Here is a 444-nt window from a genome sequence, read left to right as displayed (position 1 = left end):
GACCCGGCGGAATCGTCTCGTAGTAGATCCGGCCCTTGAGCTCAGGGTGCTTCGCCTCGCAGGCCGCCACCAGCGGCGCCATCGCGAAGAAGTAATTGCCGCCCACGTAGAGCACGAGGCGCGCGTTGGTCAGGTCGCCATGGAAGTCGGCGAGGTTGTCGGCCTCCTTAACCGTGAATTCCAACCCCTTGTCGACTGCAGGGTTGTTGGCCCCAGCTTGCCATGGGGGAAGCCGGCCTGCGTGGGAATCGATCGCGTGGCTCGGGGAGGCGTGAACTGCAAGTGAACAGCAACCCAAAGCAAGGCTGAGAAACCTGATTTGAGGCATCGAGATCGCCTTCCTTTTACGCCGGACGGAGACGTCGCCGTTGGACCCTGTAGCTTAAGTCGAGCTTAAGGATAAGTTGTGGAGCTCAAACCAGCTCTGATCCGGCTTGCCAAGCT

The 444-nt window shown here is 60.4% G+C and carries 1 protein-coding gene; it reads right to left on the bottom strand.

The window, feature by feature from the left end:
• A partial coding sequence (locus ACU8YC_RS27760) for a hypothetical protein (RefSeq protein WP_446896364.1) occupies positions 1 to 184 on the bottom strand: 184 nt, incomplete at its 3' end.
• Positions 185 to 444 lie beyond the last annotated feature (260 nt).

The organism is Citrobacter sp. VF227, assembly GCF_052950715.1.
This window is presented reverse-complemented; position numbering and strand designations above follow the sequence as displayed.